The sequence below is a fragment of the Spirosoma soli genome, assembly GCF_042684525.1.
GTDB lineage: Bacteria > Bacteroidota > Bacteroidia > Cytophagales > Spirosomataceae > Spirosoma > Spirosoma soli.
In genome coordinates this window covers 97,505-123,463 of sequence record NZ_JBHULN010000013.1, presented here as the reverse complement: position 1 = coordinate 123,463, position 25,959 = coordinate 97,505, and the positions used below count along the sequence as shown (strand labels likewise).

Here is a 25,959-nt window from a genome sequence, read left to right as displayed (position 1 = left end):
CTAAGGTTAAAATCGAACGTTTAGGTTAAAGCCAATGCTGCGGGTGATGGGTAAGCCGGTTGACTCTAAACCGACCAAGTTATCGGAGCTAAAGCCAAACTGCTCTGGGTCGATGTTAGGCACCCATTTCTTTAGAACCGCTACGTTGTTTGTCACAGCGTTTAAGCGTATGCCTTTGATAAACAATGTTTTGGGTAAGAATTGAGTGAAGTCATAGCCAAGGCTGATTTGCCGGAGCTTCCAGAAACCAGCGTCGTAAACAACTTGCTCACCAAGGCTCTTCGAGCGTCCTACAGAATAATAATCTTGTAATGCTGCTGGAACGGCATTAACTTCTCCCTTATCGTTAACCCCCGATCCCACAATGAGTTCTCTACCTCTAGAACCATCGGCATTGGTTGCGTATAAAACTCCGCGACCTACTAACGTTTCTTTCTGCAGACCATGTCGGAACGCGTTCAGGTTGGTTCCGGAGATCATCTTACCGCCTAGCTTGAAGTCAATCAGAAATGACAAGTTGATGCCTTTATAATTGAACGAATTGGTAATGCCACCGACATATTTGGGCAGCGCTGAACCAAACGAGATAGGAGCAGAGGTACGGTTAGGAATACCATCACTGCCATGAATTATACGTCCCTGGGCGTCGCGCAGATAGCCATAGGTGTACAGCTGACCTAATTCCTGACCTACAACCTGGCGGAGTTCGCCCACGTAAATTCCATTACCAACAACGATTTGCTCAGCCCGCTCGTCCTTATTATAGTCTTTAGCAGGTGTGCCATCGTCGTCGGTGAGGAGTCGGAGCAGCTTCGTTTTATTATACGATCCGTTGAGGGTTACATCCCAAGAGAAATTTTTGGTGCGAATAGGGGCAAGATTGAGCAGCACTTCAATGCCCTGATTACGGCTCTGGCCACTGTTGATCAGGGTGCTTGTGTACCCTGATGCATCGGATGACTGCGCGGCTACAATCTGATCGCTCGTGACTTTGCTATACACCGCCAGGTCTAACCCAACGCGACTGTTAAATAGCTTCAACTCCAACCCTAATTCGGTTTCTGCTACCCGGCTGGGCTTTAACGTTGCGCTTGGAATGGTGTTGGACGTGATGTATCCTAGCGGTTGCCCTAATCCCGCTGGGTTCGGGAACAGGTTAGCGTTGACAGCGTAGAAGAGGTTATTGGAATACGGAGCCACATCGCCGTCGCTACCTACTTCGGCATAGGCTGCCCGAAGTTTACCGAAATTTACCCAACTCGGTAGGCTGTTAAACGCTTGTGAAAAAACGAAGCTACCGGTAATGGATGGGTACAGAATGCTGCGATTCGCGGGGGCCAGGGTCGAAAACCAGTCGTTACGCGTTGTTGCGTTGAGGAACAGAAAGTCCTTGTATGACAATTCTAAGGCACCATATAGCGAATTGACTTTGCGTTCGCTAAGGCCGTAGAGGGGGTCTTTAACGCGGCCATTCTGTGGTACGTAGAGCCCACGGACAATAAAATCCGTAGCCAGAACGCTGTTCAGATCACTTCGCCGGTAGAGCTGGTTACCTCCTGCCGTGAAATCGATTCCGAAATCACCAAACTTATGGTTTGCTCCCAAGAGGAAGTCAGCGTTAATCTCGCGGAACCGGCGGGCCTCCTGCACGTAGTTTCCGTTGACAAAACCTGCTGGCGCTGGGGCTAATGACGCCTGTCCCGTTGGAAAATTATAATCCTGATCCCGAGACCAGTAGTCCTGACCAACGCGACCCTGGATGTACAACCAATCGGTTAGGTTGTAACGAGCTGAAATATTGCCGAACAGACGGTCGCGACGGATGTTCTCAAACTTGTAATTCAACGTGAAATAGGGGTTGGTTCGGTTCATGAACCGCGACCAGACAAATTCATTACCAGTAGCCGGATTAATCTGATTCGCTTCCAACACATCTAAAGGCATTGAATTAGACATGGTATAGATTACCGTTGGTGTACTATTATCCTGCTGAGCGATTTGGGGAGGGTTTTTGTTGTACTCGTTCGAGTAATTGATAGTACCCGTGACGGTCAATCTAGGGGAAAGATTGTAGCTAAAACCGAGGTTGATGGTTTTTCGGTTGTAGCTGTTGTTGCGAGTGATGCCCTTGTTGTCCAGATTCGATAACGACAGATTAAACCCGCCCTTTTCTGTGCCAGACGAAACCGCAATCGAGTTTGTCCAGGTTGAACCGTCACGGTAGAATGTGTTGATCCGGTTACGTACTGGCTGATAAGGCACTGTAAGGCCACCAAAGAGTACCTGCGTCATTCCAGGCTGAAACTTTTCGCCAAAGCTCCATACACCTGATGTTGGGTTAGGAGCCGTCGGTCGTACACCGTATTCTCCCTGGCCGTACTCGTATTGGAAGTCGGTGAAGTCTAAAGGATGGTCTGTGGTGAAGTTAGTATTATACACCACGCCGATACCCTGACCAGTGCCTTTGGTCTTGGTTGTGATGAGAATAGCTCCGTCTTTAGCGCGCGAGCCGTAAAGTGCCGCAGCCGTGCCTCCTTTCAATACTGTCATGCCTTCAATATCGTCGGGGTTGATAGACGAGAGCCCGTCACCACCATCGGAGTAGTTGGCACCCCGGTTAGCGATTGAGTTGTCGCCCCCCGTGTTGCCATTATTTTGCCCGAAGTTTGTATTGTCAACCGGAACGCCATTAATGACAATGAGTGGGCTGTTCTGTCCCGAAAAGGACGACTGACCGCGAATACGAATTTTGCTCGAACCAGCGGCTCCGGTGCCAAGACTGGAAATATTTACCCCGGCAATTTTACCCTGAAGCGCGTTAATGAAGTTAACAGTTCGGTTCGTTGTAACTTGTTCGGGGTTAACAATGGCTGTTGCATAGCCCAAACGTTTTGCTTCCTTCTTGATACCTAATGCCGTAACAACTACCTCATTGAGGTTTTGCTCTGTCTCGCGTAAGGTAACATTCAGCTGCGACTGGTTACCTATCATTACTTCCTGCCCTTCAAACCCAATAGCACTAAAAACTAAGGTAGCATTAGGCAATACGTTTACCGAAAAGTTACCATTGGCATCTGATGTCGTTCCTTGTTGAGTACCCTTAACCAGAATATTCACGCCCGGAATGGCCTGCTGGTCTTTACCAGAAATAACCTTACCCGTCACCCGGCGGTCTTGCGCCTGAGCGATATTGGAAATCAGGAAAACTGCCCAGAGCAGAATCTTCACCACACGCATGTGGTCTTGTATACTTTGTTTCATTAGGCTGTAACGGTTTATTGATAGGATCGTATTTAAATAAGACAAATTAATCTTAACTCAGTAATAATACTTAAAAGATATGTTATCCTAGTATTTACCCTAGTACTGATTGTCTGGTGTTAAAAAATTTGGAAATTATAAAAACGCTATTCACCTTTGCCCATCAACCTGAACGAGTACTCCATTCTACCTCGTCATATCATGAAATCTGTATCGCTTCTAGTGGCTTCGTCCCACGTAAATGTTTCTTCTCTGCATAGCGTCAAGCCCTCAATGACGATGATGTGCTGTTGTTAATTGCCTTAAGCTTTCTCAAACGGCCCGTTGGTTTTTGTTAAAACACGCTTACCGCGTCGCCCAACTTCGGGTCTCGTTTCTACTGACGAAGACCAAATCAAATCCTGCTATTTTTTGAGGCACGCAAAAAAATCTTCTTTTTACTTAATTACTATACTTAATCCGTATAGTAGATATATTATGAGGAAAATAACTACCATCTTGTTAATAATCAGCCACGTATGCGTGAGTATACTTAGCTTTTCGCAAGGTTCTGTAATAACGGGTGCTGTAAATGAAGCTGAGACAGGTAATGGACTGCCCGGCGTAACGGTTGCCCTGAAAGGTACGAATCAGGGCACATCAACTGATGCGAATGGCCGTTTCTCACTTGCCATACCTTCAACAGGCGGTGTACTCGTCGTTAGCGCCATTGGCTACGTTACGCAGGAGGTAAAGGCGACTCAGCCAAACCTCAGCATTGTGTTACAGCCTGATGTAAAACAACTGTCCGAAGTGGTTGTGACGGGCTATACCGAGCAGAGCCGCAAGACACTGACCAGCGCGATCTCGTCGGTGAGAGGCACTGACATTAAAGATCTGCCGGTGGCTAGTCCTGATCAATTGTTGCAGGGGCGTACCACCGGCGTTCAGGTACAGGCTAATTCGGGCGTGCCGGGCGGAGGAATTTTTATCCGGGTACGTGGTACCAATTCGGTCAACGCCAGCAACGACCCGCTCTACGTGGTCGACGGTGTATTTATTAACAATACAAACCTGGTGGCTACGGGATTGGGTAATCAGGTACCCTCTAATCCGCTGGCTGACTTAAATCCGGCTGACATTGACCGTATTGAGATCCTGAAAGATGCCAATGCGACGGCCATTTATGGCTCTCGCGGAGCAAACGGGGTGGTGATCATTACCACCAAACGGGGCAAAGCCGGTAGCAAAACCCGCATTACGTTTGATACGTATCAGGGCTTGTCGAAAGCGGCCAAAACCTATAAAGTAGCTACCGGGCCGGAACTGGCTCTGTTAGAAAATGAGCGCTTCATCAACGATGGGGGTAACCCGGCCAATGTTCCCTACCGATCCATAGCGAGCGGAGGTCTGGGCCTGCCCGCCGAACAACCGACCTACGACCGCATTAGCGATCTGTTTCGGACCGCCCGCACGACGAACTACGAGCTTTCGGCCACCGGGGGAAGCGACAAAACGCAGTTCTATATCGGAGGGGGGTATTTTAAACAGGAATCCATTGTCCGGCCAACCAACTTCGACCGGTTTAGCCTGCGTATCAATCTGGATAACGCGGTTAATGACAAGTTGAAAATTGGGACGAGTACGGCTCTGGCCCGAACGCATCGGAACGTCAGCAGTAACGACAACAACCCCGGTGGCGTGATCAATTCTGCGCTGTACCCACGCTCAAACCTGCCCGTTTTCAACGCGGATGGGTCGTATGCCAAATACGGCAACTTTGATAACCACTTGGCGCTAATTGACAACCTCAATAACGACGCAGTTGGGACGCGAATCATCAGCAACGTGTTCGGCGAGTACAATTTTTCGCCCTCGCTAACCCTGCGCAGCAGTTGGAGCATTGACTTCAACGACATGTATGAGAACAATTACAATAATACGCTGTTGCTGGCTGGTCAGCCACGGGGCACTGCAACGTCGTTTCTGTCCCGCGATATTACGTTGCTCAACGAGCAAACGCTGACTTTCCGCCGGACGTTTGCCGATGTCCATTCGGTACAGGTGCTGGTGGGCAATACCATTCAGCAGAATACCTTCCAGCGGACGAGTTTGAGCGGGCAGCAGTTTCCCAGCAACGACCTCCAAACCATAGCTTCATCGGCCACGCAGACTGGTTCATCGAGTAAATCGCAGGCCGGGCTGGTGTCTTTCTTTGGGAAAGCAACCTACAACCTCCGTGATCGGTACTCGCTCGATGCGAGTCTACGGGCCGATGCTTCGTCACGTTTTGGCGTATCAAAACGGTGGGGCTATTTTCCATCGGTAGGCGCGGGATGGCGGCTTTCCGAAGAGTCGTTTGTACGAGCATTAAACGTGTTCGACGAGTTAAAACTTCGGGCCAGTATTGGGCTGACTGGCAATCAGGCCGGTATCAGCGATTTTGCGTCGCTGGGCCTGTGGCAGGGGGGAGCCAACTACCTCGACTTACCCGGTACGGCCCCGCTGCAGCTGGCTAACCCCGATCTGAGCTGGGAAACGACCCGGCAGTGGAACATCGGGGTAGATATAGCCCTGCTGAAAAAACGACTTTTTCTGGATCTCAACTATTACGACAAGTACACGTCGGGTCTGCTGTTAAATGTGCCTGTACCGCGCAAGCTGGGGTATTCGTCGGTCGTGCAGAATTTTGGGGCTGTCAGCAACCGGGGTTTTGAAGTGCTCATTACCGCCGACTGGTTTAACCGGCCTGATTTTAAATGGTCGAGTAGTTTTAACATCTCCCGCAACATCAACCGGATCGAGAAACTAGCCGCTCCCATCACGACTGGCTCCCGCGATATTTTTCGGCTTGAAGAAGGGGCTCCGCTTTATTCGTTCTGGCTGTATCACCAGACGCGCGTAAACCCCGAAACTGGTGACGCCGAATACCAGGACGTCAATAAAGACGGCGCCATCACCGTAGCCGACCGGCAGTTGGTGGGCAATGCCTGGCCGAAATTCTTCGGCGGGTTCAGCAACACCGTTTCCTACAGAGGTTTCGACCTGGGGCTGAACCTATACTTCGAGAAGGGCGCAAAGATCATGAATATGAACCGCTTTTTTATGGTACATGGCGGCACGCAACGGAACATCGGCTATTTTCCCGAGCAGCTCGACCGCTGGCAGAAAACAGGCGACCAAACCAGCGTGCCCCGCTTAACGACCAATCCGAACAGCAACAACTACGGCGGGGTTGTGCAGAACCTGAGCGATCGCTACCTCGAAGATGGCTCGTTCCTGCGTGTGCGTTCGCTGTCACTGGGCTACACCCTGCCACGCCAGTTGTTGTCGCGGGTTCGGCTGAACTCACTTCGGGTATATGTGCAGGCCACCAACTTACTGACCATTACGCCTTATTCCGGACTTGATCCGGAGGTTAATTCACAGAGCAACGTAGCTAATACTAAAAACTTCGATTGGGCAACCGTTCCGCAGCCGCGCACCTTTCAGGCGGGTTTGACTTTGGGCCTTTAAAACTGATCTTCATGAAAGCAATTCGATATATACTGATACTTCTAGTGGCGGCTTCCTGCAACACGCTGGAGGTGAAACCTTTTCAGCAGTTACCCGACAACGGAGCCATCACCGACGCGGGTAGCGCGCGGGCGGCTTTGCTGGGAGCTTACAGTAATGTTCAGAACTATTATCAGCTGAACTACCCGGTTTTGGGTTACCTACCCGGTGACAATGTTCGTTTCAACGGTACGTTAAACCAGTTCTTACAGGTAGATCAGAATGCCCTCAGCGCTGATAACGTGATTATTACGGAGACATGGACGCAGATTTATCAGGCCATTAATTCGGTCAACAACGTTATTGCCGCCTTGCCGGATATAACCGATCCATTACTGACGACGGCTGAAAAAAATCAGCTTCTGGGTGAGGCTTACTTTATCAGGGCGCTGAACTACTTTGACCTCGGCCGGGCCTGGGGTGGTGTGCCACTCGTGCTGAAACCAACCCGGTCGGTGGCCGATGGCAAAGGGGTGAAGCGGAGTACACAAGCCCAGACCTACGATCAGGTATTGGCTGATTTAACCCAGGCTGAATCGCTGCTGCCCGACGGCACGACGCGAAACCGGGCGGTTAAGAGTACGGCTCGGGCGTTGCGGGCGCGGCTGCATCTGTACCGCCAGCAGTGGGCCGATGCCGAAAGCTTTGCCACGCAGGTATTGACGAATAAAAACTATAGCCTCGTTACGCCCTATCGTACCTTTTTCACAGCTCCGTTTTTGAGTAGCGAATCAATATTTGAACTGACGTACAGCATTGCCGATGCCAATAGCCACTGGAATAACTGGTACCCGAGTGCGTTGGGCGGGCAGTACACGCTTCAGCCAACGCCTGATTTCATAACGCTCGTCAACCGGGCCGATGTGGGCGGGAGTCGAAACGCCCTGATCGCTACCGTAAAATCGGGTGGTACGGATTTTGTGTACGGAAACCTGTATAACCGGGCGGCTCAGCGCGATGATCCATATTATGTCATTCGGGTAGCTGAACTGTATCTGATCCGGGCGGAAGCGCGGGCGCAGCAGGGTAAGCTTGCCGATGCTCTGGCTGATCTTAATGCCGTGCGGACCCGGGCTGGTGTAGCGGCATCAACGGCCGCAACGCCTACCGAGCTGTTGCGCGCTGTTGAAAACGAACGGCGTGTCGAATTCGCGTTTGAAGCCGACCGTTGGTTCGACCTGGTCCGAACGGGCCGGGTGGGAGAAGTACTGGGCGTGACTGATCAGCGAAAATGGCTATTCCCAATCCCATTTAACGACATTGCCGCCGATTCAGACCTTGAACAAAATCCAGGGTATTGAATCTAAGCTTATTTTTGTCATGCTGACCGGTACGCCGGAGCGTAAGGAAGCATCTCCGTCAGCTGCAAGAAATGTTTCACTAGAAGATGCTTCCTTACGCTCCGGCGTACCGGTCAGCATGACAAAAGAGAATAACTAGGTATGTTTGATACACAAAAGCCAATTGGCATTTATTACGAGCACCCGGACTGGTTTAAGCCGCTATTCGCCGAGCTGGACCGCCGTGGGCTGCCTTACGAAAAAATCGACGCGGCTCATCACCAGTATGATCCGTCAGAAACAGAGAGTCCGTATGCGCTGGTCGTGAACCGAATGAGTTCGTCGGCCTATCTACGCGGCCATGTGCAGGGTATTTTCCATACCGCCGGTTATTTGACCCATTTAGAGCGTATCGGTGTGCAGGTCATCAATGGAACTGTGGCGACCAGTATCGAAACCAACAAGGCCCGCCAGCTGGCGCTGCTGTCGTCGCTTGGATTGAGCTATCCTAAATCGCGGGTGGTCAACCACGTGTCAGAAATTCAGTCGGCAGCGGCTCAATTGCAATTCCCGTTGGTAGTTAAGGTGAACATCGGCGGGGCCGGTGCTGGTATTATTCGGTTCGATACGCCCGAAGGGTTGCAATTGGCCATCGAGACCGATCAGATTGACTTAGGAATCGACTATACCGCACTCGTTCAGGAGTACGTGAAACCCAGTGGGGGCCATATCGTGCGCGTTGAAACGCTGGGTGGTAAGTTTCTGTACGCCATGAAAGTGTTTACCACCGGTGAAAGCTTCAACCTGTGCCCAGCCGAAATCTGCGCCATTCCTGAACAGCCAGAAGCTGACTTTTGCCTGACCGAAGCGCCAAAGAAAGGCATCCAGGTTGAAGCGTATACACCCCCGGCTGCGATCATCGCCGATGTAGAGCGGATTGTAAAGGCCGCCCAGATCGACGTGGGCGGTATTGAATACTTAATCGATGAGCGCAACGGCGACGTATTGTACTATGACATCAATGCCCTGTCGAACTTCGTGGCCGATGCCGTAAACGTAGTGGGTTTCGATCCCTACGCCCGTTTCGTGGATTATCTGGAAACACAGTTGGAACAGAATCAAACCTATAATCCGGAACGCCGGCCGGTTTTGGAAACCTTATAGGTTTAACCCATACACTATGAAATTTGGCTATTGGCTGCCCGTATTTGGGGGCTGGCTCCGTAACGTCGAGGACGAGAATATGCGGGCCGATTGGAATTACGTTAAAAAACTAGCGCAGCGTAGTGAAGACCTGGGCTACGACCTGACGCTGATTGCGGAGTTGAATCTGAACGACATTAAAGGGGAAGACGCGCCGTCGCTCGATGCCTGGTCAACGGCGGCTGCACTAGCGGCTGTTACTGAGCGGATTGAGCTGATGGTAGCTGTTCGTCCTACGTTTCATTCTCCGGCCCTGCTGGCTAAGCAAGCGGCAAACATCGACCACATCAGTGGGGGGCGTCTGACGCTCAACGTAGTGTCGTCCTGGTGGCAGGATGAAGCCCGCAAATACGGTGTTCATTTCGAACAGCATGACGACCGCTACGCCCGCACGGCTGAGTGGCTGCATGTGGTGGATAATCTCTGGAAGCGGGACCATTTCTCGTTCGAGGGCAAATACTACCGGGTCGATGATACGATTCTGCAGCCTAAGCCGATTTCGCAACCCCGTCCGTTTATCTACGCCGGGGGCGAATCGGATGCCGCCAAAAACCTGATCGCTGAAAAATGCGATGGTTATGTGATGCACGGTGATGACCCGGAAGCCATCGGTCGGCGCATCAACGACCTGCGCGAACGGCGTGAGCGGTTCGGTTTGCCCCCCATGAAGTTCGGGGTAGCTGCCTACTCTATTGTTCGCAACACGGAGCAGGAGGTAAAGAAAGAAATTGCCCGGATTACGGATGTGAACAACTCCGCGGCTGGCTACAAAAATTATCAGCAGTGGCTGGCCGGCACGCAGTTGGAGAAGCAGGTGTCGCTGGAAGATTATTCGGTGTCAAATCGTGGACTACGTTCTGGCTTAGCGGGTACACCCGACCAGGTAGCTGAGCGGGTAGCGGCTTTTGAAGCGGTGGGCGTCGATTTCCTGCTGTTGCAGTGTAGCCCGCAACTTGAAGAAATGGAGCGCTTCTCCGAAGCGGTGATTCGCGTTATCGCTTAATTTCTGACATCTAATCCTTACTGCTGAAGCCCAATGTGTAGCTTCAGCAGTAAGGTAAAATGACTATAAAACGGTAATTACCATTAACTTTTTACTATCATGTCCATTAAATATCTACAAATTCTATCGACTATATTACTTATAGCTTTTGGATACCCAATACAGGCCCAGAACAGCTATTACTTCTCGGGGTACAAGAGCACATTTGACACCAGTATTCCAACGCCAGAGCAATTTCTGGGCTATCCGGTTGGGTCGCATTACACCCGCTACGACCAGATTGTGGCTTATCTAAAGGAGCTTGATCGTGTATCGGACAAAGTGAGCCTGATTACTATCGGAAAAACCTACGAAGAACGGCCACAGGTGATCGCTTTCTTTACGTCTGCCGCGAACCAGAAGAATCTGGAGCAGATTCGCAAGGAGCATTTGCAGTTGGCAGACCCTAAATCGTCGGCACCGAACTACGGCAAACTGCCAGTGATTGTGCATCTAGGCTACACCGTTCATGGTAATGAGAGCTCAAGCAGCGAAGCCGCTATGCTAACGGCCTATTACCTGACGGCATCAACCGACGCCGAAACCAGTCGGTGGCTAAACGAAGCTGTGGTTTCACTCGATCCTGCCGAAAATCCCGATGGTCGCGATCGGGCTACGCAGTGGTTCAATCAGCACAAATCGTTTCCGCCCGTGGCCGACCCGCTCGATCGGGAACACAATGAACTCTGGCCCGGTGGACGGTTCAATCACTACCTCAATGACCTCAACCGCGACTGGCTTCCGCTGGCTCATGTGGAGAGCCGCAACCGGATGAAATTCCACCATGACTGGCTGCCGAACGTGATGATTGACTTTCACGAGATGGGTACCAACAGTACGTACTACTTCGAGCCGTCGAAACCCTACAGCACCGAAAACGACCTGATTCCCCGCGCCACGTATGAGGTGCTGAACGTGAAGCTGGCCAAGTATTTCGCCAAAGCGCTGGATAACCTGGGCACATTTTACTGGACCAAGGAGCAGTTCGATAACCTCTCACCCATTTACGGCTCTACGTACCCTGACTTCACGGGGGGCGTTGGCGTTACGTTTGAAGTAGGCAGTTCACGGGGGCTGGCGCAGGAGGGTACCAACGGCGTTGTTACGTTCCCGTTCACCATTCGCAACCACGTCTCTACTGGGCTGGCGGCTGTGAAGGGAGCTGTGGAAGAAAAGGAAGTGTATCTGAAGCACCAGCGCGATTTCTTTGCCTCGGCCCTGACCGACGCTCAGAAGTTTCCTACAAAGGGGTATGTATTTGGTAGCGCAACCGACGAAAACCTAACCAACCGCTTTCTGGAAACGCTGCTGCAACACCAGATTCAGGTGTATGAATTGCCCCAGCGGGTAACGCTCGACGCTAAGAACTTTAGTCCTGGTAAGGCCTATGTGGTACCAACGTCTCAGCCGCACTACCGCCTTGTTCATTCCATTTTTGAAGAAGTAACGGCGTTCCACGACAGCGTTTTCTACGACGTAACGGGCTGGTCGCTGGTGCATGGGTATGGACTGCCCTATGCTAAGCTGAAAGATGCTAACCTCATAAAAGGTACCCCAATCACGACAGTTAAACCGCTGGCGGGCAATGTTATTAATGGACAGTCGAACTACGCCTATGTCTTAAACTGGGCTGATTATCATGCGTCGAAGGCGCTGGGAGCTTTGCAACAGGCGGGTGTACAGACAAAAGTTGCTCTGAAGCCTTTCCGGGTAGATGGCACCAGCCGTACAGGGTCCGGACCGCAGAGTCTGGGTCCATCGCGGGAGGAAATCAACCGCGATTTTGGCTACGGTTCCATTGTTATACCGGTTGCTAATCAGACCCTTAGCGCCGATTCACTGTATAAGCTCGTCAGTAGCGTTAGTCGGCAGGCGGGTGTAACCTTCACGGGCGTATCAACGGGTTTTAGTGCCAGCGGTATCGACCTTGGTAGCAACAACATTCGGTCATTAAAAAAGCCCGAAGCGGCTATTCTCGTCGGCCAGGGCATTAACCCCTCGGAAGTGGGTGAGGTGTGGTTTCTGCTGAGCGAACACCTAAAACTACCACTTACCAAAATTGAGATCAGTAACGCTGGTCGCGCCAACTGGAACCGCTACAACACGGTAGTCCTGGTAGGTGGCCAATACGCATCGTTGGACAAGGGAGTAGTCGGCAAGCTGAAAAGCTGGATTGAGGATGGGGGTACGTTGATCACCACCAAAAACGCATCCGAGTGGGCCGTCAAACAAGGGTTGGTGAAGGAAAACCTGATTATTCCCGCCAATATGGCGAAAGCAGACACGGGTAAAGCAGCCGTAACAAACCGTCCAACTGACCGCGTTGATTTCGTCAATATCTCATCGAAAGAAGGCCCTCGTGCAGTAGCGGGTTCTATCTACACCGCCGATCTGGACATCACGAATCCGATAGGCTTTGGCTTTACTGACCGGAAAATCTTCGTGTTCCGCAACGGCACAACCTTCCTGAAGCCCAGTAGCAGCCCTTATGGAACGGTCGTTAAGTATGCTGCCAACCCTCACGTCAGTGGCTTTGTCTCGAAAGAAAACCTGAAAAAGATTGGTAATTCAGCTGCGGTAGTCGTCAGTCCGGAAGGGGCCGGGCGCGTGGTGCTGTTTGCCGACGATCCAAACTTCCGAAGCTATTGGCACGGTACATCTAAACTTTTCCTGAATGCGCTTCTTTTTGGTCAACATCTGTCGGTTCCGGCAAGCCAGTTGACGAATGAAGAGAATTAATCGTACGCTTATGACACCAAGTAGAGATCAGATAATTGCTCCGCTAATTCAACGGCTGACGGCCGAACAAACGGCTTTCTTTAACAAAAACGGATTTATTCACCTCAAACGCTTCGTTGATTCCAATACGGTTCAGCTGTTTCTGCAGGAGCTACAGCGGATTGAAACCGCGTGGATTGCCGAAAAGGTTGACAAAATCAACGGGACACCGATTAAATACGGACGCGACGAAAATGGTCAGTTGATTGTGCAGCGGTTCGCATTTACCTCGCTATTTAGTCCTGTGCTGAATGAGTTTTTACAAGACAATCGTCTCCAAGCGCTTACGAGTCTGCTCCAACCGTTCGACGGACGCATTGGCGAAGAAGAAAAGGACGGACTGGTCGTGAACCACTACGTTCGGACGCCAGAGAGCAATTTCTCCCGTATGGGCTGGCATACCGACAGCCCGCGCGACCTGTTTCTGGGTCACCGCATCCGGCCGATGCTTAACGTTGGGCTGCACCTGGACGACTGCCCAATGACCAACGGGGGGCTGCGGGTGCTGCCGGGTACGCACAAGCAGTCAACTCTGCTGACTCTGTTCCGGAAGAGGCAATTTATCGACCATCGCCCCGACCCCCGCGAAGTTGGCTTCGACATTGAAGCGGGCGATCTGACCATCCACAACGGAAGTCTCTGGCACCGGGTGGAGCAGTCGCCTTTTTTTGGCGCACAAAGCCGTCGGCGGGTAATGTATATACCGATTGTTACGGGTGATTACCAGCCCAAGAACGCGTCTAGTAAGACGCCGTTTTATCATCACCTGGCTCATAAAATCATCCGATAAACCCGCTACGGTATGCACCTCAACTGGCTGGCTTTTGCGATTCCGCTGTTTCTGTTCTTTATGGGGCTGGAATACCTCGTGGCGCACTGGCAAAAGAAAAAGTATTTTCGGTTCAACAATTCAATTGCCAACCTGAACGTCGGTATTGCCGAGCGATTGCTGGACACGTTTACGGTGGGGGCCTTCTATTTCGTCTATGATTACTTGCATCGGCACTATGCCTTGTTGGACATCAAAGCGAATGCCTGGGGTTGGCTTGGCTTGTTCATCACCACGGATTTCATCTGGTACTGGTACCATCGGCTGGCGCACGAAATCAACCTGTTTTGGGCGGTGCATATAGTGCATCATCAAAGCGAAGATTTCAACTATACGGTTTCGGCCCGCATTACGGTGTTTCAGGCTTTTGTCAGAACAGGATTCTGGTCGATTCTGCCAGTAATTGGCTTTCCGGCCGAGATGATTACGACCGTTTTGCTGATTCATGGTTTGTACCCGTTTTTTATCCATACGCGGACCGTTGGTAAGTTGGGCTGGCTGGAATACGTCCTGGTGACGCCCTCGCATCATCGGGTGCACCACGCCAGCAATCCGCAGTATCTCGATAAAAACTATGGCGATGTGCTCATCATCTGGGACAAACTGTTCGGTACGTTTGCCGAAGAGCAGGAGGAGCCAGCCTACGGGCTCACTAAGCCCCTGGATAGCTACAGTTTTTTATGGCAGCATTTTCATTATGTGCTCGAACTGTTTGTAGCCGTCCGTCGGACTACTGGTTTGAGAAACAAATTGGCGGTGCTGTTTGGCCGTCCGGACGCCGTTGACCCAACCATTCGGGAAGGGCTGGAAAAACAGTTTCTGTTACGTTCGGCAGTTCATGCCACGAGTCGGCAATTTCGCGGATACGTGGTTGGGCAGATAATCGGTGTCCTGCTGATTCTGTTTGGTTTCCTGTTGTTTGAACAATATGTGTCCGGTTCGCTGCAGGCTCTGACGGCGCTGTTCATTCTGTTGACGCTGGTGAACTGTGGGGCTTTGCTGGAGCAACGGCAGTGGGTTTTGTATCTGGAGATCGGCCGGGTAAGTGTGCTTTGGCTTGGTCTGTACGTTGCCCTGGGCGACCCCATGCTGATCATACTGGCCTATATAGGTGGCCTGTCGCTTTGGGCGTACTTTTCGCTCATCCGGAAACGCTATTTTCGGTTGGTGTACGGAGCCTGATAAAACAGACGCCTTTTAATCTGTGCATATTATGTTTAAATCTTCACGAACACATACCATCATGAATACTCTATCTCAAACATCATGTCTATTTGAAAAAAAAGCAGGTTGGGTAAAGCAGTCCACAGTTTATATATCTGGTTTTGGCCTATTGATGCTAACCGTACTTGTAAGCTTCCGACCGGTTCCCGATGAACCTAATTACAAAGCGCAACTGGAAGCCTGGCATCAGAACCGGGTTACCTCACTGAAAAGTGAAAACGGATGGCTGAATCTAGCCGGTTTGTTTTGGCTTAAAGAAGGGAAAAACTCACTCGGACGCGGATCTGATTTCGACATTGCATTTCCTGTTGCCAATGCTCCGGCTGATCTGGGCTTACTGTACCTGCAAAACGGCGACGTGCGCTTTGCACCTAAAGGGGGGGCTACCGTCACGATCGACGGCAAACCGGTTAGTGACCCGGTTGTCATCTTCTCGGCCAATAGCAAACCGACGGTACTGTCGCACGGCTCGTTACGTTGGTTCGTCATCAAACGGGGTGAAAAGTATGGCATTCGGCTACGTGACCTGGACAGCCCGTTTTTGAAAGAGTTTCATGGCATCGAACGATACCCAGTGAATGAAACCTGGCGGGTAAAAGCTCATTTGGAAAAACCGACTCAACCCAAAACAATTCCAATTCTGGACGTGCTCGGACAAACCAGCCAGCAGCCATTGGCCGGTACGCTTGTATTTGATCTACAGGGCAAAACATATCGGCTAGACGCCGTGGGCGAAGGCAGTAAGCTGTTTATCTTGTTCGGCGACGCAACGAATGCGCATGATACGTATGGGTCGGGCCGATTCCTATACGCCGACAAACCCGCTGATTCGCTGGATGGTAGTGGCACAACAGTTCTTGATTTTAACCAGGCCATCAACCCACCCTGTGCCTTTACGCCCTACGCTACATGCCCCTTGCCGCCGAAGCAAAACAAGTTGGCAGTGGCCATAACGGCCGGAGAAAAACGCTACGGTGATCACTAATGTATACTGTTTATGCAAGGAGAATGGGAAGCCAGAAGTCTGGCTCATTTTATCGCTTTGCCTTACCAAGACCAGTTGACGACGGTTTGGCAACGGGGAAAGCTGCTTGAAGCCCGGCGATTGCCCGGTTTCTGGCTGCATCTGTATGCGGTAAATTCATTTTTCGTAGAGATGTGGGTTTGCCAGCGTCGGTATGAAGTCACGCTCGTTCGGGCGCTGGCGAACACCGATGAGCTAGAGCCGTACCTGGACAAGGTATCGTTGGGCGAACTGTTTCCGAACTAAGTTGATTACCTATTTTTGCGAAAATCAGCTCACTAATGAACACGACTTTAGGAACCAGCCTCGTATCTAAACTGCCCAATGTTGGCACAACCATCTTCACCGTAATGTCGAAGCTGGCGGCCGACACCGGCGCTATCAATCTGTCGCAGGGATTTCCTGGTTTCGACTGCTCACCCGAGTTAGTGTCGCTGGTTGATCGTTATATGCGAAAAGGGGCTAACCAGTACGCACCCATGGCGGGCGTTCCGGCCCTGCGCGAAGCACTGGCCCAGAAGACGCTGGCTCACTACAATGTAGGCTATGATTCCGAAACAGAAATAACTATTACCTCGGGCGCGACGGAGGCTATTTTTGCCGCCGTGACGGCCGTCGTGCGCCCCGGCGATGAAGTGCTGGTGTTTGAACCGGCTTATGACAGTTACGTACCAGCCATTGAACTGAACGGCGGTATTCCCGTTTATGTCACGCTGACGCCCCCAGATTATAGTGTCGATTGGCAAGCTGTAAGTGAGAAGATTACGGATAAGACACGATTGATTCTGGTCAATACGCCCCACAACCCTACAGGCCGTGTCTGGACTACCGACGATTTATCCCAACTGGCTGGTTTAGTGCGGGACAAAGACATCTGGATCGTGAGCGATGAGGTCTACGAATACATTCTGTTCGATGGCCGGACGCACCATTCGCTGATGACGCATCCCGAACTGCGTGAACGGACGTTTGTAGTTGGGTCGTTTGGCAAGACGTATCACATCACCGGTTGGAAAGTTGGTTATTGCCTGGCCCCCGCCGATCTTACTGTTGAGTTTCGGAAAATCCACCAATACCTGACGTTTAGTACCGTCACACCGATTCAGTATGCGCTGGCTGATTATTTACAACAGCCTGATCATTACACTCAGTTGCCTGATTTTTACCAACGCAAGCGCGATTTGTTTTTAGCCGGGTTAGCACAGTCTCGTTTTCAGTTCAAACCGGCGGAGGGAAGCTTCTTTCAAACGGTATCCTATGCCACCATCACCGACGAGCCGGATTATGATCTGGCGGTGCGATTAACGCGCGAGATCGGCGTAGCGTCTATTCCTGTTTCGGTGTTTTATAATCAAAAGAACGATTACAAAATCTTACGGTTCTGCTTTGCCAAAGAGGATGCCGTGTTGGAGGAGGCCGCCGAGCGGTTGAGTCAGCTTTGAGCTAACTGAATTAACGCTACCTGTTGGTTAACTCACCTGGAGGCTGAGTACTCAACAGTCTTGTACAATGACCCCGGGGCCTGTAATGATCGGCGAATTACTAATAAGTTTTCAGATAACGTAACTACTTGGTAACTCCCTGCTATCTGGTCAATAACACGTTGATAAGTTGAGTCATTTGTCCTTTGAGCTGGCGTAAAGTACAGGGATTCTCCTTTGTTAGGCGCCTGATAAGAAAAGGCAAATGGCCGGTCGTTATCGTCGATAAAGCTTAACGTGCAATTGGTAGGGCTGCCGCCGTTGGCTGATGACGAACAGCGGTCGAAGACAAAAGCAGCGGTCTTAAATGATGCAATTGAATCGGCGGTTGTTCCGCCTGAGTAAGTAGCAGTTTTAATCTGCCAGCGACCATCGATAGTTTTGAGTAATTTTTTTGTGTTAGTGTCTTCACAGGCACTCAGGGCAGTAACAGCAGTAACAAATAGGGCAGTAGCGAGTAATTTTCTCATGGAACGTAGATGGTAGATGAAACATTTTTCACCAAAGAGATGAGCGGCTGCCGGATGGTTGGAAAAATAAATCAATAAATCTTGAGGTAGGGAGGGCGCTATTTTACACTCTATTTATCATAGTAAAAAAGCTCACTGGAATACTAAGTCGTTGAGTAGACAGAAGCTGTGTTATACGTAGTGAACCGCTCGATCTCTCCATCGGCGTGTCGGATGCTTAATACGTCGGCTTTCGGGACGACATAATCAGGGCTATCTTTCCAGTGGCATTTTTTATACCGAATCTCGTTTATGCCTATTTCGAGAACTTTGGCGTCAATTAAGTCGCCATTACGCATTACGAGCTGGTCGTAGGGCGCTTGAGTCAGTGCCTCGGCTGGTTTAGGTCTTTGGCTGGCTGATGCCGGTTGCTTTGGCACTTGTTTGGTGGAAGTTGGCCGCTTTTCCATTACTGGCTTCTTAGCCAGAGCCGCTAATTTGTTCGTGTCCTGTACAACTTCAACAATGGACGTATCGGGTGCGACGGTCGGCTTAGGCACCGACGAAAGGGGAGCCACTGACGGGCTGTTCGGTTTGTTCATCCATAAGCCGATGGCCAGTAGCAGCAAGGCTACAACGAGAATAAAAGCAATTCGTTTGGGTGTAAACAATGGTGTGCGCATCAGATCAAGCGATGTATGGCTAGCGAATGCAACTTACTAAAAGCTTCCTGTAAATAGTTGTTCTGACCGTCAGTAGTTAGCTACACGAATTAATCACGAAGGCCCAACGTTGTGCTGGGCCTTCGTAAAAACTGAGAATATGCTCTATTACGGCTTTGGCGCTCCGGATGATTCGCTGCCGCTGGCCGGAGCCAGCGAGTTGATCCAGGCAGCAATCTTAAGCGCGTCGGCCTTAGGAACCTGCGGCATGGGTGGCATTTCGGTAGCGTAATCTGGCCAGTTTTGTGGTTTTGGGTTATAGATTAACTCCACAATCTGGTCGTTGGTGTACTTGCGCTTGGCCACATCAGAATAAGCCGGTCCAACCTGGCGTTTGTTTGCCTGATGGCAGGCCAGACAGGTATGCCGAGACAATAAGCCCTTTACCTCGTCATAAGTTGGCGCTTTTGCCATTGTTACGGCCTGTCCTTCTACCAGCTTTGGTTTACCACCCGGCGTGGATTCGCCCGTTACGGGTTTCTTTGCGGGAGCCGCTTTTTTGGTAGTGGTTGGTGCCACAGTGGGTGCGGTTGCTGGAGCCGTTGCCGAATTTTTGGTGCTTGCTTCGCTTACCGCTAGTTTCTGGCCGTCTGGAATGTTGTTCAGCGTATAATACGCAATGGGATGAACGAGTGAATACGAACCCTCAACACCCCGAACACCGTCGAGGGTAAGCTGGTGAATGTAGTACTTCCGTAGGTTATCGACAATCAGACGAGCCTTCAGACCATCTTCTGATACTTTAACCCCTTTGATCGGAAGCGCTTCCTTGTTGATGGTTGGACTACCGTACACGGAATGATATTTGTACAGGAAACTTTCAACACGGTACGACGCCAGATCCTCCGCTGATTTGCGATCAACAGGCTTAGTGAATTCTACCTCGAAGCCATCGGGCATGGCTTTAACGGTACGCATTTCAAAGGGTACAGCGCCGTTCCAGACTAACCGTTGCAGACCTTCATTAGCCTCCCCGGCCGATCCCCAACCGCGGTTAGTTTCACCAACAAACAGCGAACCATCTTTAGCCCAGGCCATGCGGAGCACGCCCGACCGGAAGCCGTTCCGAAACTCAATAGCTCCCCCCTGGTACTCGCCATTTACTTTTTCCATAAACACCCGTGAGATTTTACTCATGCCCTGATCGCCCACGAGTAATTGTCCGGCAAACGGACCAAAGGCCCCTTGTGGGATTTCCAGAATTTCGGAGTTCGAAATGCCTAGAATACCATGTGGTAACCAAACAGCGGGTGTTTGAAAGTCAGCGTTGGGAAACTGATCTTTCATCGTGTATAAGAGCGTAGGGCTCTCGTTCGCGATATTTTCGGGTTTAATGGCCCGACCGTTTTCATCCCGGCGCCGACGTTCATCAATCTTGGCATTGAATTGTTCGGCTGTGAGCTTAACCGGCGAGTTCGCCATCCCCGTCCAGCGAAGACCGGCTGGGTGTCCAACGAAAGCTCCTTTCTTCACATGAACGACTCCGCCCGAACCCATCCAGTCGCCCTGGTTGTCGGCGTAGAACAGTTCCCCATCGAAGATGCCCAGTCCGCAGGGCGAGCGCATACCCGTAGCCCAGGGTTGCATAGTACCGTTCTCGCTGATCTTCATCGTCCAACCCCGCCAGGGGACACGGCTTTCACCCCGCCACCACTCTTCATCACCGAAGGCTACGTTACCCGTTACGAAAAACGAGCCGTCTGGCGCAATTTTAGGACCAAAGCTGTACTCATGGTAGTGGCCGGATAGGGGCCAGGCATACACCGTTTCAAAAACGTCGGCCTTTCCATTCTTATCTGAATCGATCATTTTGGTGAGTTCACCGCGCTGGGCGCAGTAGAAGGCACCATCTTTGTAAGTCAGGCCAAGAATCTCGTGCAGGCCCGTAGCGAACTTACGGAAGAACGGCTTGCGGCTGGTTGGGTTTTCAACGATCCAAACGTCGCCCCGGCGTGTGGCTACCCCCAAATCCCCATTGGGCAATACGGTCAATCCGCCCACTTCAAGCAGGGTGCCTTCTGGTGCGGTTACCTTTAAAATTTTAAAGAAGTCTTCCTCCTTGGGCGATTCCTGCGCCAGTGCGTTTATGGAAACGGCGGCAGCCAGTAATCCACCGGTCAGTAGTTTATGAATGTTTTTCATGAGTTTAGAATAGGATTGAGTACATCAGTTTACCGCTTTTGACCGGCACAATTAACTCTTGTCGGCCGTTGGCGTCGCGGATGGTGGCTTTGGCTCCGGCGGTATCGTCTAACCGGATATACTCCTGACCATCTACCAGATACATGCCGTTATCCATAGCACTGATGCTTGTGCCACTGGCTAACCGAGCGTATAAATCACCCGCCGGGTTGGTGACGACCACTTCGCGCTGAACGCCTTTTCCTTCGTCCAGCACCCGAATCTTATCATCTACACTAGCGCCGTAACTTTGATAGCGGAAAGTAGGGCGGTCACTTTCGTCCAGTACGTAACCTTTAGGCCGGTAACCCGATCCCGTGGTGTCGGCTATCCAGTTCGCCTGCGCTGACGGAAGCTTAGCCAGAAAGAGCATCGGGGCTCCCATGCGCTGAACCATGCCCATCGGACGCGAAGAGCCGTCGCCCCGGTCGTGCCACATGGGAGTGGCATCCAGGAACGAGCCCCGCCAAACCTGAACCAGCGCGCCTTTGTCGAGGTCGTAGGTGTAGTGAATTTGCTGAGGACTTCCTACCGATACGGCATGAACGACCCGGACTCCTTTCCCTTCGGTGCCTTTATCACCTGGTAAATCCATGAAGCTGCGCAGGATGGTGTTCGTTGGCGCATCGACAATAATTGGATCAACTTCTTCGCCGTTATCACCAACGGCGTTGGTAATAGCGTATTCGCGAATGCCCGGTCCAGCTACGGCCAGGCCCAGGGCAGGCTTAGTCCAGTCAACAAACTTAGAGTAAAATAGCTCAAAAGGAACATCGCCTTTGGGCAGGGTTACTTTGCCCGTACCATTCCAGCCACCGGGTGTGACTACGGATTGGTTGTTAATTTTAAGCATGCCGCCACCACCGGGAACGCCGAGGCTAAAGCGGTATTCGCCGGGTTCGACTACGCGTAACGTGCCGGTGTATCGAATCAAAAACTCATTGGGGGTGCGGCTAACGTCGGCTGATAAAACAGTAGTAGGACCTTCGGATTCAGGAGCCGTTTTGGTGTAGTCGGGCTCTTTTTCGTACTTCCCTTTATACACAGCGTACTTCAAATTCACCAGTTCGGGGCGGGGCTTATCGTAGATAACATAGCGGATGTTTCGGAACGCAACGGCACCGTGATCGCCCTGAAGCATGAGTGGTCCAAGTGCTTTCTCATCGTCGAACGCAGCCGAGCGGGTCGGGCCGGTCAGTTCAATGTCTTCGTGGATGACAACGCCGTTCAGCTCAACGCGGATCATGCGGGCATTTTCGGTCTTCTGCCCCTGTGCATTGAACCGAGGAGCCTGAAACGAAACTTTCAGATGTTGCCATAAACCCGGCGCGCGGCTGGCATTCTGGCGGGCAGGGTGAGCATCGTAGCCGTTCTGGCCTTCGGGGCGCTTGGGGTCCCAACGTTCATAGATGGAACCGTTGTCGGCGGAACGAGGAGCGCGAACATCCCAGCTATCGGCCAGCTGAACTTCGTAACGGCCTTGCAGATATACCCCCGAGTTCGATTTAGCGGCCATCATATAATCGAGCTCCAGATCCAGGTCGCCGTGTTGCAGGTTGGTCAAGAGGTTATACTTCCGTCCACTTTGTTCATTGGGTGGGCTGCTGGGAGGAGTATTTACCAGGACACCCGTGCCTTTATCCGTCGTAAGGGTGTTGGCCTTGTTGAGGTCGGCTCGGACAGCATTCACAATGCGCCAGTTCGAGGGCGGTGAAGCAAAAGCACTCAGGTCATTGAGCGGTAGTGGAGTGCCCGGTGTTGGGGCTGGTTGGGCGAGGGCCAGGCTAGTACTTAGGGTATACCCTAAACTTATCAGCCACCCAAGTCGGGATGTAATTGTTTGTTTTATCATGTAGGCAAGTAATTTTAAGGCTCGAAATTTACCATTTTTTCTTCCCAAACGGAGGTAGTTCATCATTTGCTCTATCTTTGAGCGTTTTACTGACGAATTAATTAACCCGCAAATTTTAGTATGAAAAACGTACTGTTCCCGCGTACATTTTCCCTTAGCCTCCTTGGTATGGCCCTGGTGCAGGTAGCCATTGCTCAAACCGAACCCGCCAAACAAACCCCTCAGTCCACCGAAATCTGGCAGCCTGTGCCTCCCGTCGTCACGCCAGGGACTACCGGCGCCAATGCGACCGGTATAACTCCTCCTTCGGATGCCGTCGTGCTGTTCGACGGTAAGAACACCGACGAATGGGTGGCCATTAAAGGCTATTCGCCTTCGGATTGGGAAAATAAAAACGAAGGACCGCTGAAGTGGCCTGTTCAGGAGGGCGTTATGTATTCAACGAAAGGTTTCTCGGCTCGCTCGAAGAAGGAGTTTAACGACTTTCAGCTGCACCTTGAGTTCAAAACGCCGGAGAAGGTAGAAGGCAGCAGTCAGGCGCGGGGCAACAGTGGTGTCTTTTTGCAAGGTCGTTATGAGTTGCAGGTGCTCGATAATTACAACAACCCAACCTACGTAAACGGAATGGTGGGCTCGATCTATAAGCAGGCGATTCCACTGGCGAATCCAAGCCGGAAGCCCGGCGAGTGGCAGACCTACGACGTAATCTATCAGGCCCCACGTTTCAACAAAGCGGGCTTAATGACCGAATACGCGTATGTGACGGTATTGCTCAACGGAGTATTAGTTCAAAATCACGTCGCCATCCGGGGCACAACCGAGTATATCGGCTACCCTAAAGTGCAGGCCCACGGAGCTGGTCCCATTCTGCTTCAGGACCACGGTAACCCGGTTGGTTTCCGGAATATCTGGGTTCGGGAGTTATAAGCTAGTTTAGGCAATTACTGATATTTATTGTTATACGTACTGAAGTACAAATAGAGCGCTGCCTGACCTGGACCACCCTGCCGGTATTACAGCGGCCGAAGTTAGTACGTTGTCGGTGTTGAACCTGTCCGGTACGCCAGTGTTTAGTCAGCCGATACAGGCACAGCCTGGTCTCAACGCGTATACCTCGAATTGGGTCATTTGCCATCGGGTACGTATCTAGTGCAGTGGAAATCGCAAGTCGCCAGTTGACTGGTTGGCTTGTAGTAGTGCGGTAGTCTTAGGAACAGCAATCGGCGTGATTAACCTTCCCAAAGGTTAATCACGCCGATTGCTGTGTATAGAGGTAGGTAATTTACCACTTAATGCTCTGCTTGTAACCCTAACGACGGCCTAGACCGTATTAAAAGTAAGAGGAAGGAGGAGAAATTTGGAACACAACCTTTTAGGTAATCTGTTTGAGTATAAACGACAAGGCATTCTAACCCAATGTAGGTAGCCTTTAGCAGGGATATCAGGGCATTCCCCCTTCACAAACGACTATTCAGCTTCTTTAACTTGATTAGTCAGCCTCCAGGCTCGAAGTTAGGAGCCTGATGGATAAACAAATAGACAAGATGGTATACAGTCGAGAAGTTTATTTTGATGGGGCTATACCTTCCATCCCTGACATCATTGAACGGGTGCGTCAACGTACTGGCATTGAGGCTAATTACTTAGCCAGCAAATGGCTATTAACCAATCCACTTGATTCAAACGATGTTTTTAGTTTGTACCAAGAGGGAGAAAGTAGCCTTTTACTGCTTAATGAGGGAACAGAAACGGCTCTTCTGCGAGCAACCTTATATACTCTGCTTGAACTGGGAGGCTACTATCATGATTGGTATGAGTAAGGCATTATATAAGGGTTAGGCCAAAAGAAGTTGATTACTGGCAGCTCTGTTACATGAATAACTAAAACAACCTGTTAAGCTTTTCGACGCCTATTATCTGTTCGTCAACCTGGTAGCTTTAGGAAAGAGGCTCCCAATCTTCTCAGGCCGAACGAATTTTCAACTGGTCGAAGCCAAAGCGTTTGCTTGTGGCATTGTCGTTCGGCATTTTCAGTCAACAAAATAGCTGTGTCTGATAGCCCCGGCAGGCATGCTTCATGAGGTATCAATCGCTTCACTGACCCGAACAGACGCGACAAAGGTAGACAACCTCCATCGACCAGCCTTTGTCGACGTTACCCACCGACAGACTGATCTGCGTTCGTGGCGTTAACCAGACGGTATTTCGAACGTCGCCCACCAATGCTGATTTGCCGGGGCCGTATTGCTTCTTTAACATCGCTTCAACGTCGGCCGAGGCTGCAAGGACATCCGCTTTGGTAATGGAGACGGTCGTGTAATAGAAATAGGAGGCCGACAGCAGCGAGTCGCCGTTGAAGTCGTATTCTAGGCCAACCATGCGGTCGACCAGAGGAATTCGGCTGTAGATTAATTTTTCCTTTTTGACAGAAGTCGGTTTCCCGGTTTCGGATTCTCTAACCTGTTTTGGCGTAAAACCCCAACGCACATTTCGAACGTCAGGCGTTGATTGGGCTACGATGTTGCCGACGCCCAAAGAAAACGTTACAAGTACCAGAAGAAGGCTTCTACGAACAAGCTGCATAGGGTTTTATTGAAAGAAAGTTTCTCGAATTGGTGAGGTGAATGCATGGGTAGGGGTATAGGCTGGTCGGGGTTCGCTACCTGGGCCAGCCTAGATTTTATACCTTGCTTTCGGGGTACATCTTCTTGTGGTTAGCGACTAAAATGTCGTACTGCTCTTTGGTCAGAATGGCTTTGTAATCGTGTACTTTATCGGTTTCCACGGCTATGGCCAGCACACGTAACTTTTTCTGATTCATGCCCGACGCTTTTAGCTTCTTGACGCCCTCATTATACTTTACCGTAGCGTTCGTAATAATTTCTTTGGCTTTGGGTAGTTGCTGGTCGGTCAGTTTAAGCCGTTGTTTGTCTGCCTTCAACACAGATTTAACAATCATGCCGATGGTCACGCCATTATTCAGGAAAACAAATTTTTCATTTTCTACTGATTTAGTCTGGGCGACGGTGAGGTTAGAGAATCCGATCAGAAAAGCTACGAGTAGACTAAGGGTTTTCATGCGGGTTGATTTAAATAATA

General features: G+C 50.9%; 19 protein-coding genes. 12 read left to right on the top strand and 7 right to left on the bottom strand.

The genetic code is table 11. From position 1 onward, the window contains the following. Nucleotides 1–6: 6 nt before the first annotated feature. Nucleotides 7–3,237, bottom strand: a complete 3,231-nt coding sequence (locus ACFSUS_RS19710) for a SusC/RagA family TonB-linked outer membrane protein (protein ID WP_381525512.1) — start codon at nucleotides 3,235–3,237, stop codon at nucleotides 7–9. A 501-nt stretch (nucleotides 3,238–3,738) separates the two neighbouring features. On the opposite strand from ACFSUS_RS19710, the gene ACFSUS_RS19705 reads away from it, so the two are divergent. From ACFSUS_RS19705 to ACFSUS_RS19660, 10 genes are all read left to right on the top strand, one after another. Then, a complete protein-coding gene (locus ACFSUS_RS19705; RefSeq protein WP_381525455.1) occupies nucleotides 3,739–6,756 on the top strand; it encodes a SusC/RagA family TonB-linked outer membrane protein in 3,018 nt (1,005 codons plus the stop codon). Between the two features lie 11 nt (nucleotides 6,757–6,767). Continuing rightward, nucleotides 6,768–8,096 (top strand): RagB/SusD family nutrient uptake outer membrane protein, encoded by a 1,329-nt coding sequence (locus ACFSUS_RS19700; protein ID WP_381525454.1) that lies wholly within the window; start codon nucleotides 6,768–6,770, stop codon nucleotides 8,094–8,096. A gap of 141 nt (nucleotides 8,097–8,237) precedes the next feature. After that, nucleotides 8,238–9,239 (top strand): ATP-grasp domain-containing protein, encoded by a 1,002-nt coding sequence (locus tag ACFSUS_RS19695; protein ID WP_381525453.1) that lies wholly within the window; start codon nucleotides 8,238–8,240, stop codon nucleotides 9,237–9,239. Between the two features lie 16 nt (nucleotides 9,240–9,255). Continuing rightward, complete coding sequence (locus ACFSUS_RS19690; protein ID WP_381525452.1) at nucleotides 9,256–10,281, top strand: LLM class flavin-dependent oxidoreductase; 1,026 nt, start codon at nucleotides 9,256–9,258, stop codon at nucleotides 10,279–10,281. A gap of 99 nt (nucleotides 10,282–10,380) precedes the next feature. Next, complete coding sequence (locus tag ACFSUS_RS19685) at nucleotides 10,381–13,059, top strand: M14 family zinc carboxypeptidase (protein WP_381525451.1); 2,679 nt, start codon at nucleotides 10,381–10,383, stop codon at nucleotides 13,057–13,059. A 10-nt stretch (nucleotides 13,060–13,069) separates the two neighbouring features. Continuing rightward, on the top strand, nucleotides 13,070–13,888 hold the full coding sequence (locus ACFSUS_RS19680; RefSeq protein WP_381525450.1) for a phytanoyl-CoA dioxygenase family protein: 819 nt from the start codon (nucleotides 13,070–13,072) through the stop codon (nucleotides 13,886–13,888). 12 nt (nucleotides 13,889–13,900) lie between these two features. Next, nucleotides 13,901–15,109: a sterol desaturase family protein gene (locus tag ACFSUS_RS19675; RefSeq protein WP_381525449.1), complete on the top strand. Its 1,209-nt coding sequence runs from the start codon at nucleotides 13,901–13,903 to the stop codon at nucleotides 15,107–15,109. Between the two features lie 61 nt (nucleotides 15,110–15,170). Beyond that, the gene (locus tag ACFSUS_RS19670; protein ID WP_381525448.1) at nucleotides 15,171–16,136 is read left to right on the top strand and encodes a DUF1684 domain-containing protein; all 966 of its coding nucleotides are present in this window, start codon (nucleotides 15,171–15,173) and stop codon (nucleotides 16,134–16,136) included. Between the two features lie 12 nt (nucleotides 16,137–16,148). Continuing rightward, nucleotides 16,149–16,421, top strand: a complete 273-nt coding sequence (locus ACFSUS_RS19665) for a hypothetical protein (RefSeq protein ID WP_381525447.1) — start codon at nucleotides 16,149–16,151, stop codon at nucleotides 16,419–16,421. A gap of 35 nt (nucleotides 16,422–16,456) precedes the next feature. After that, on the top strand, nucleotides 16,457–17,617 hold the full coding sequence (locus ACFSUS_RS19660) for a methionine aminotransferase (protein ID WP_381525446.1): 1,161 nt from the start codon (nucleotides 16,457–16,459) through the stop codon (nucleotides 17,615–17,617). Between the two features lie 32 nt (nucleotides 17,618–17,649). On the opposite strand, the gene ACFSUS_RS19655 is transcribed toward ACFSUS_RS19660, so the two are convergent. The 4 genes from ACFSUS_RS19655 to ACFSUS_RS19640 all read right to left on the bottom strand — a co-directional run bounded on the left by ACFSUS_RS19655 (nucleotide 17,650) and on the right by ACFSUS_RS19640 (nucleotide 22,860). Further along, nucleotides 17,650–18,201 carry a hypothetical protein gene (locus ACFSUS_RS19655; protein WP_381525445.1) on the bottom strand — a complete coding sequence of 184 codons (552 nt, stop codon included), beginning with the start codon at nucleotides 18,199–18,201 and terminating at the stop codon, nucleotides 17,650–17,652. Between the two features lie 68 nt (nucleotides 18,202–18,269). After that, entirely contained in the window at nucleotides 18,270–18,788 is a 519-nt protein-coding gene (locus ACFSUS_RS19650; RefSeq protein ID WP_381525444.1) for a hypothetical protein, read from the bottom strand. Nucleotides 18,789–18,935: 147 nt separating this feature from the next. Next, entirely contained in the window at nucleotides 18,936–20,969 is a 2,034-nt protein-coding gene (locus tag ACFSUS_RS19645) for a c-type cytochrome (protein WP_381525443.1), read from the bottom strand. A 4-nt stretch (nucleotides 20,970–20,973) separates the two neighbouring features. After that, nucleotides 20,974–22,860, bottom strand: a complete 1,887-nt coding sequence (locus tag ACFSUS_RS19640; RefSeq protein ID WP_381525442.1) for a family 16 glycoside hydrolase — start codon at nucleotides 22,858–22,860, stop codon at nucleotides 20,974–20,976. Nucleotides 22,861–23,028: 168 nt separating this feature from the next. Between ACFSUS_RS19640 and ACFSUS_RS19635 the strand changes: the two genes are divergently transcribed. Then, entirely contained in the window at nucleotides 23,029–23,787 is a 759-nt protein-coding gene (locus ACFSUS_RS19635) for a 3-keto-disaccharide hydrolase (RefSeq protein ID WP_381525511.1), read from the top strand. A 596-nt stretch (nucleotides 23,788–24,383) separates the two neighbouring features. Then, nucleotides 24,384–24,680 (top strand): hypothetical protein, encoded by a 297-nt coding sequence (locus tag ACFSUS_RS19630; protein ID WP_381525441.1) that lies wholly within the window; start codon nucleotides 24,384–24,386, stop codon nucleotides 24,678–24,680. 274 nt (nucleotides 24,681–24,954) lie between these two features. On the opposite strand, the gene ACFSUS_RS19625 is transcribed toward ACFSUS_RS19630, so the two are convergent. Both ACFSUS_RS19625 and ACFSUS_RS19620 read right to left on the bottom strand, forming a co-directional pair. Then, complete coding sequence (locus ACFSUS_RS19625) at nucleotides 24,955–25,443, bottom strand: hypothetical protein (RefSeq protein WP_381525440.1); 489 nt, start codon at nucleotides 25,441–25,443, stop codon at nucleotides 24,955–24,957. A gap of 97 nt (nucleotides 25,444–25,540) precedes the next feature. Continuing rightward, entirely contained in the window at nucleotides 25,541–25,939 is a 399-nt protein-coding gene (locus ACFSUS_RS19620; protein WP_381525439.1) for a hypothetical protein, read from the bottom strand. Nucleotides 25,940–25,959: the final 20 nt, after the last annotated feature.